Annotated in this window: 11 protein-coding genes; 5 read left to right on the top strand and 6 right to left on the bottom strand. The window is 61.9% G+C overall.

What is annotated here, in order from left to right:
- The first annotated feature begins 181 nt into the window (after positions 1-181).
- Positions 182-466: a putative quinol monooxygenase gene (locus ASL10_RS15250; RefSeq protein ID WP_056049953.1), complete on the top strand. Its 285-nt coding sequence runs from the start codon at positions 182-184 to the stop codon at positions 464-466.
- 506 nt (positions 467-972) lie between these two features.
- Here the strand turns inward: ASL10_RS15250 and ASL10_RS15245 are convergent.
- Entirely contained in the window at positions 973-1347 is a 375-nt protein-coding gene (locus ASL10_RS15245) for a hypothetical protein (RefSeq protein WP_157485575.1), read from the bottom strand.
- 151 nt (positions 1348-1498) lie between these two features.
- On the opposite strand from ASL10_RS15245, the gene ASL10_RS15240 reads away from it, so the two are divergent.
- The 3 genes from ASL10_RS15240 to ASL10_RS15230 all read left to right on the top strand — a co-directional run bounded on the left by ASL10_RS15240 (position 1499) and on the right by ASL10_RS15230 (position 2596).
- Positions 1499-1978, top strand: coding sequence for a tetratricopeptide repeat protein (locus tag ASL10_RS15240; RefSeq protein ID WP_056049938.1), 480 nt, complete (start codon positions 1499-1501; stop codon positions 1976-1978).
- Positions 1979-1993: 15 nt separating this feature from the next.
- Entirely contained in the window at positions 1994-2254 is a 261-nt protein-coding gene (locus ASL10_RS15235; RefSeq protein ID WP_056049935.1) for a hypothetical protein, read from the top strand.
- A gap of 78 nt (positions 2255-2332) precedes the next feature.
- On the top strand, positions 2333-2596 hold the full coding sequence (locus ASL10_RS15230; RefSeq protein WP_157485574.1) for a hypothetical protein: 264 nt from the start codon (positions 2333-2335) through the stop codon (positions 2594-2596).
- 757 nt (positions 2597-3353) lie between these two features.
- Here ASL10_RS15230 and ASL10_RS15225 read toward each other — a convergent pair.
- The 3 genes from ASL10_RS15225 to ASL10_RS16150 all read right to left on the bottom strand — a co-directional run bounded on the left by ASL10_RS15225 (position 3354) and on the right by ASL10_RS16150 (position 5123).
- Positions 3354-3593, bottom strand: a complete 240-nt coding sequence (locus ASL10_RS15225; protein ID WP_056049929.1) for a hypothetical protein — start codon at positions 3591-3593, stop codon at positions 3354-3356.
- A gap of 317 nt (positions 3594-3910) precedes the next feature.
- Complete coding sequence (locus tag ASL10_RS15220) at positions 3911-4234, bottom strand: hypothetical protein (RefSeq protein WP_157485573.1); 324 nt, start codon at positions 4232-4234, stop codon at positions 3911-3913.
- A 133-nt stretch (positions 4235-4367) separates the two neighbouring features.
- Positions 4368-5123: a hypothetical protein gene (locus ASL10_RS16150; protein WP_157485572.1), complete on the bottom strand. Its 756-nt coding sequence runs from the start codon at positions 5121-5123 to the stop codon at positions 4368-4370.
- Positions 5124-5451: 328 nt separating this feature from the next.
- Here ASL10_RS16150 and ASL10_RS15215 point away from each other — a divergent pair, with 328 nt between their 5' ends.
- Positions 5452-5856 (top strand): hypothetical protein, encoded by a 405-nt coding sequence (locus ASL10_RS15215; RefSeq protein ID WP_157485571.1) that lies wholly within the window; start codon positions 5452-5454, stop codon positions 5854-5856.
- A 480-nt stretch (positions 5857-6336) separates the two neighbouring features.
- Here ASL10_RS15215 and ASL10_RS15210 read toward each other — a convergent pair whose 3' ends face one another.
- Together ASL10_RS15210 and ASL10_RS15755 are read right to left on the bottom strand one after the other, a co-directional pair.
- Complete coding sequence (locus ASL10_RS15210; protein ID WP_056049920.1) at positions 6337-6669, bottom strand: transcriptional regulator; 333 nt, start codon at positions 6667-6669, stop codon at positions 6337-6339.
- Positions 6659-7117, bottom strand: coding sequence for a hypothetical protein (locus tag ASL10_RS15755; protein WP_082460660.1), 459 nt, complete (start codon positions 7115-7117; stop codon positions 6659-6661). The genes ASL10_RS15210 and ASL10_RS15755 overlap by 11 nt, the downstream gene beginning before the upstream one ends.
- Positions 7118-7377 lie beyond the last annotated feature (260 nt).

Here is a 7377-nt window from a genome sequence, read left to right as displayed (position 1 = left end):
CAGTGCTGTCGATCGCATTCCTTGTCCTTTTGCTCTGGGCCTGGGGCGACCTCGCTGCCGTGGCGTCTTGGCTCCGAGGGCTTCGACGGACTTAGCCTGCGTCACGGCGGTTGAGGACCCCACGGTTCGTCCTAGATGTCGATCCTCTATCGGACGGTCGAGAGCGCCGTACGGTGTGTACATGACCGAGGTACATCTCAGTGGCCACCTGATCTGCGGGACCGAGGAAGAGGCGCGGATCGTCAGCTTCCACCTGCCGACTCACGTCGAACTCACGCGAGCCGAAGTCGGCTGCCTCGCCTTTGATGTCACGCCGACTATTGACCCTCTGGTCTGGGTTGTTGCGGAGCGATTCGAGGATCAGCACGTCTTCGAGTTGCACCAACAACGAGTCGCAGGCAGTGACTGGGGTCGGGCCACGGTCGGGATCACACGCCGCTACTCGATTGTGGGCCTCTCCCACTGAGCCATCGCCTATCGGGCACCCCGTAACCCACTTGGTAGCTCTGCTTCCGCTAGAAAGAGTGATGCCTGTTCATCCCGTCCAGCGAGACTTCGACTTCACGAGCACCGTCGCTCCCGACGACTTGGCCCGCCGCGTCTCCGATCACTTTCACGGCGCCTCTCGCCAGGCCACGACCAACGGTCACGTCGGTAGCGTGAACCTAGGGTCTCGGCTTGCCTACCGACTCTTTGGCGCCCTCATGAAAGCTGGCAAGAAGCGGCTGCCCGTGATCGTGACCTGGTCGGTCACAGACGATGGTTCCGGTAGTCAGCTACACGTCTCGATGAAGAGCGACGAAGGCGACTACGCCTCTGCCACGCGATGGCACTATCAAGCGTACGAGGCGCGCTTTGCCCAACTCGAGAGAGATGTCCGACGCCGCTTTGCTTAGGGTGCTCCGTCCGGAACTCGTTGGCTTAACAGGCACTCATTCTTCGAGCTGAACACGACGGGGGCGCGTGTCGTCATCAGAACCGCACGGCCCAAAACACGGTCAGTACGGCTGATGCGGCAGCAGGCCAGTAGAGCCCTATTGCACGCATCTTTGTCCGAGCTACCAGCGCAGCGCCAAAGATGAGCAGCGTCAGAAGAGTCATCGTGATCAGGACCACCCTTGGGCGCCATAGCTCAGGAGGGGCGTCATCGGCGCTGATGTTGGGTGTCAGATCCAGCGAATACGGGAACCACATCCACGACGCGAACAACACGCCAAGAGTCCAGACGAGGCACCAGGACAGGGTCATGACGACAACCCAGGCGCTGGGCATCCCGATCGTCGACCTGCGGGAACTGGCTGCCTTGGCCACCGCCGCACTCCCCACCTCGATCGTCGTCTTGCCCACCCCTAAGAGTGGACTGTAGAGGCAATCCAGACGGCCGGACCACGATCCCCTATCGGGACGCCCATTCGAGATCTGCACGCATCGGCAAAAACGGAATGATGGGAGCACGGCGACGACGTCGAGACTTCACGCAAGCAAAGGAGCTGTCCAAGTGATCACGGGCGCCTACGTACTGGACTTCATCAATCTCGGCAACGACGCCATGGACGCGGATGACCTTGCTACCGCCGAGAAGTACTTTCGAGCCGCCGCAGCAGCGGGGAACGGCGACGCCCACTTCAATCTCGGCAACCTCCTCACGCAACAGGGCCAGCTCGAGGGCGCCGCAGAACAACTGAGCCGAGCCTGGGCCATGGGGGTGCTCGACGCAGCGCTGAACCTCGGACTCGTCCTCCAGACGCTCCACCGCAACGACGAAGCGGAGGCTGCCTTCAGAAACGGCTGGAAGGCCGGCGATGAAGGTGCCGGCCACGAACTCGCGTGGTCTCTGCACGAGAAGGGTGACAGGGATGCCGCTCGGCAGGTGTTTCGGAAGATGTCACGCGAGAAGAGCTACCTCGGTCGCCAGGCAGCCGGCGTCCTCGGCACATGGGCCGAGGTGAACGGGAAACGCAACAAGAAGACCCTCTAGCGGCTCAAACGTGGGTTGTGGGCCTACCAGGACGCCGCCCCGGCGCTTGCGGCCATCCTCACGGAACGGGGCGACTTCGAGAAGGCACGTGATCTGCTCGAAGAGCACATCGCCTACTCCCCTCGGGCATCGGTGCGCTTGGGCAATCTCCTGATGGATCACTTCAAAGATTGCCAAGGCGCAGAGGCAGCTTTCCTGATCGGCGTTGCTGCCGGCGATGCCCACGCCAAGGACAACCTGGACAAGCTACGAGCCTCGCCTAACGGCGCCGACTGACTCGAAGAATGTCCTGTCGCCGATCCTCTATCGGAACAATATTCGATGCCGGATCACGTCGTGGGACATGCTCGTCCTATGAGCAACGAAGAAGGACTGCCGCATGCTCGCGCCGTCGACGCAACTGCAGTGACTGAACACCCGACGCCATGGCTGCCGGCAAGAACCGTTCTCCTCAACCTCGTCTTGATCTTCGTCGGCGGTGGGCTCTTCTGGTTCCTCATCGACCGCTTCCAAGCGCCCCTGTGGCTTGCCCTTATCGCCTACGCCGTCATCTTCACAGTGGGATCACTCGCCATGCGCTTCATTCGAAACGCCCGAGTTGATCGCATTCATAAGTAAAGTCGATGGTCAAGCCACGCGATTCGGTGAGCGATCCCCTATCAGGCAGTCAGAAACGATCGTTCATGGAGCAATCAGAAGCATGCTCATCCATAAACCTGCTTGACCGACAATTTTCGTTATGTCGATTAATTCTTGGGGCGAGTCGCTTGGGCCTGTCTTCTGATCAGTGTTGCCACCGGAGTCGATGTACTCGGTCGAGCCATTGATGTCCATGGCTGGCGACACGGNGTGGTGCATGATTGCCAACTAGGCCACAAGCCAAGGGGAGTCATGTCTCGACGCGTTCGACTTGTCGTTGCCCTGCTTGCCTTCGTGGCAAGCACCTTCGGACTGAGCGCGTGCAGTAGGGACACCTTCGAAGAGCGATTTTCCTCACAACTGCTCATTGCGATTGACATTGGCCTTGACGACTCCGACTCCGTTGCTGCAGTTTCCGGCACGGGAGGCGGCCCAACGCCAACAACTCTGCNNCTCTCTCAACCAGGTCTGGGAACGAGAAAAGGGCGGCTTGCACCAATTAGTCGTTCTAACTCCTTACTCGTCCGGCGAATCCTTCGCGATCGAAAGAGGGACGTCAGATGAGCGCTACGTAGCAAGCGAGGACGGTATCCGCGTCACTATCGCGTAACCCGTTCTGGGGGCAGTAGCCCCCGTCCCAGCTTCCGTAGGGACAACGGGGAATTCGACCTCTGACTTATGGGCGCGTCCGGAAGCTGATCCCCTACCGGGCGATAGGCCGCACGGAACCAGCTCTTCACTCGTCGAGGGGAACCGAGGCATAAGCAAGCAAGCGCAGATAGCTGGAAAGCCTCAGAAGGAAGAGGAAGATGACTACCCCGATTGCAGCTCCACCGAGGAGTATCCACGCTTGCGTGGCGAAGGCCATGACAGTCATGAGTGCCGTCATCAGTCCGGTGCCGTATGCGCACAACAGGGCTATCTCGCGGGGAATCATGCCCCACACCCTCTGGTCCTCGAGGAGGGTGATGCTCACGGTTTTGTCCTTTGGTCGGGAAAGGTCAAGTCTGTCCCGACACGCGCTCGGGGGGCACCGATAGTCCGAATGACGATCGGCTGTTGGGACAGCTGCTCAGTCAGAGTCGGAACGCTCGTGTGGCGCTGCAAGGCCGTCTCGGCGCTCGAGAACACTACGAAGGGGCACGCCCCAGCGCGCTTTTACCCTCGGGTACGGCATGGAGCCAAGGCTGTCACGTCGGCCCCACCGCTTGCCGGCCCACTCGTCCCGATGTATCTCCACCAACAGCTGTGCCTCTAGCCATTGCGCTGCCAAATCAGCGAGAGCCTCAGGACCTAAAAAAGGCCCTCGACGGTAAGGTCACGGTCTGGATCGACGCCGTGAGCATCCCCGACGTAGGCGCGGTCGCCCCATGAACCGTGGAGCCATGGCGCCCGGTCATCTCGGTGGTGACACAACACCCACAGAGTCGTTATGAGCCCCGAGAGACCCGGAACACGAATTGAAACGGCTACCGGGTCGCCCATCGTCTCCACGGAGGTCTGCGACGGTTGAATGTCTGTTGTCCAGGTGCGTGCTGCTGCCCGGAGGCGTTGCAAGTAGGCGGTCGCAAAGGCGTCTTCCAAGAAGAACTCACCCTCGTCGAAGTAGTCGACCATCACAGCTCACCTGCCCCTCCGTGGACCACTTTGGCAGCAACGCCCCCTTCCGATGCCGCCGACACAAGCCAAAAGCTTTGTCCTTCAACCCAGTCTGGCCGGATGGCGATCCCCTATCGGGACAGGCGGAAATTCACGGTTGCCGGAGTGTCGTTCGAGCCGCCACCTGCAGGTCCTCACACCGTGCGAAGACCTGTGAGATGGGCTTCCAAGCCAGGTAATCCTGATCAGTGCAACGAAGATTAAGGCGCACGAGCGACCCCGCACCGAGATCCGCCACGGACCATGAGACCTTAATTGGATCACCACCTCGTTCCCGCGGGCGACGCCTCGACCATCTCCACGGCAGACCGCGGGTACGGCCTCTTGAGGCCTCTGTCGGCAGCAGATCTCGGTCCGGCTGCGGGAAAAGTTTTCCCAACCGACGTTCTGCTTGCCAGGCCGCATGCCCCGTCGAGATCTCGAGCGACGCCTCGACGCTGACGCCACGGGCAGGTGTGCTTCGGTACGACATCTGCGCGGCATGGCTCTCGATGTCCGTCATGGCTCGATCCAGTGCCTCCCTCACTGCAAGATCGGCCACGTGCGGGGCGACCCAGGAGGACATGAGCGCAGGGTCCCGACGCGTCGCGTTGTGAACGGCAGCAGAAAGCCATCGGCATTCGCGAACGGTCACCCGGAACCAAGACTCCTCATGCCCCGGTTCCTCGTCAGCCGCGGCGACGACAGCAGACCAGTCGAGATGGCGAGCTCGAACCAGATCCAGACGCCACAGTGGAGAAGTATCGCGAGGCGAACCTTGCTCGGCCAGAGCCTCCATGTCATTAGCGGCCGCCTCGGCCTCAAGGACTTCGAGCGGCATGACCGATGCGAACTCCCAGTCGTCCATTGCTTCGACTGTGTCCCGCAAGCATGCTGCGCACGCTGCTAGGTCCTGCCGAGAAAATGCAACCAAAAGGTCATCGGAGCGGTCGCCCACGTTCCGGCCAGGCGCAAAACCGCTCAGCATCTCCAGGGCTTCTTCACGACCGACGCTCCGCACGGCTCGAGCATTGCAGCAGAGCACACTAAGAGCCGCCGGCACGCCGTCACTGGCATGGCGGCGTAGCCGTGCTCGCAACAATGTGGCCGGTCGACGACCCCCTATCGGGCACCTCATCACCAACCGCGGCAGTCAGGCCTGATTCGAAGAGACGTCGCTCAATTAGAGTCGGCTCATGCTTCTCTGGCCTGGATCTCGACCGGAACTGCCACTGCCAGCTGGCACGGGTCCTGACCTCTACCGCTTAGCCCACCCGACGTACCCGGGGAAGACCGTCGGATGGTTGTCCGTCAGCCCCTACTGGGAATGGGACCTGGAGGGCCCTTGGTGGAAGCGCAGCTGGGGGTCACCGAGAGTCGTCGGGGACCTGTCCATTGATTACACCGAAGACACTCGCCTCATCTATCCCGATGACCCCGAGGTCTGGACATTTGTCAGCAGCGCCTGGCCGCTTGAGCCCGACGACTTGGCAATGCTCAAGGTAGGGACGTTCTTTTGGCACGACACGACCTTCAGGGCCGAGCTCGTCGACCCCAACGTCGAGAGCGAGACCTGGTCCGACCACTGGTACGTCCCCTGAGCCGGCAATGCTCGCTACTTCGACCCACTGCTAGCCGCTCAAACCAGGACGGCCGCGCGCAGCACGGACCCGGCAGACGATCGTCTATAGGGCACCCTTGGTCAGGGCCAACGCACTACTAGATGCAACATAGCCAGCATCAACTGCCCGAATCGCAGAAGAACTTTTCTGTGGAGTGGCGCTGCGCGCTCTAGCTCTCGGGCCGTCGGCCGCACGAACAACGCAGGAGGCACGCTGTTCCAGCACGTCTCTCGACCAGGGACCTGCTGCGCGTGGTCCTCCTCGTACTGGCACTCCCCACAGGCCACCGGCGCCTCGAGGGTCGAACCCCCGTGCTCTTCCCAGGGGTGCTCGCAGTCCGGGCATGACGTCTCTCGCAGCCGCCGCCGCACGGCACGGCCGGAAACGCCTGCGGGATTGCTCATGGAGCGAGTATGCCCGTCTCGCGATGCGCCCTGGAGCCGATCGGCTATCGGGCAGTCAACGGTCGGTTGCCGTAGCGCTCAGGTCCTTGGCTGATGCGAGGTCCTGCAGGGCAGCGAGGTGCCCGTCGATTGCGACCCGGCCCGCGGGTGTGAGCGAGATGCGGGTGGTTCGACGCGCGTCGCGCCTGGTCGTGGAAGCTTCTTTTGTCGTGCTCATGTATCCGAGTTCCGTGAGCGCGCGGACGGTCTTGGACAGGTTCGCGTCGCTCAGCCCGAGAGTCATGGCGAGGACCGAGAAATCGATGTGGTCGACGGGGCGGAGAAGAGCGCACAGGCGGAGCCTCGTTGGAGCATGGATCGATTCGTCAAATTGTGCGCTAGACGCCACGCCGTAGCTCCTGGCCGTAGAAGTGGTCGTAGACGTATCCGCCCGGGAACATGGTGAGGAAGCTCACCGCGCCGGCCGTCAACGCCCAGGCAGTCGAGTCCGCATGCACGGCGAGGCCGGAAACGAAAACCATCGTGAGCACCACGATGCCCATCACGACGAGGACGATCAACGATCTGGGGCCAGGAACCCTATTGGTGGAGATTCCCGTCGTGAGCACGAAGGCCCGCTCGAGGCCGACGAGCCCGAGGCAAGCGAAAGCTATGACAACGAAGACCCACACGCCTCCAGCAAGGGGAGCCAGGGCTATCGCCGCCGTGAACAGCGCCAGCCCCGGGTAATACCAGCGTGGTGAACGCGTCCTTCGCGCCAGTTCGAGCCTGTCACCCTCGAGACCCCGCAGGGCATCGCGAGCAGAGGCAGGACTCTGACCATGATTGCTTTCCATGTGGACAAGCTATTCACTTAACCACGTGGAAAGCAAGGGTCTGCTTGCGGACCCCCTTGACGCTCTGCCACTTGCCCCCTGACCGATCCTTCACCGGGCACTAGATGCTCGGCCGACATACGGCTACGTTGCGAGGGCAGCCCAGACCCCCGCTGTGAATGGCGGGGTTCCTGGGTTCGCCCGGGTTCCCCGTCATGGATCCCCTATCGGGCATGCAGAAACGATCGTTTGTGACTAGCGCCGACGAACACCACGAGCGG

The sequence above is a fragment of the Frigoribacterium sp. Leaf8 genome, from assembly GCF_001421165.1.
Taxonomy (GTDB): domain Bacteria; phylum Actinomycetota; class Actinomycetes; order Actinomycetales; family Microbacteriaceae; genus Frigoribacterium.
Note: the sequence above shows the minus strand (reverse complement) of the source record. Positions and strands in the feature narration are given on the sequence as shown.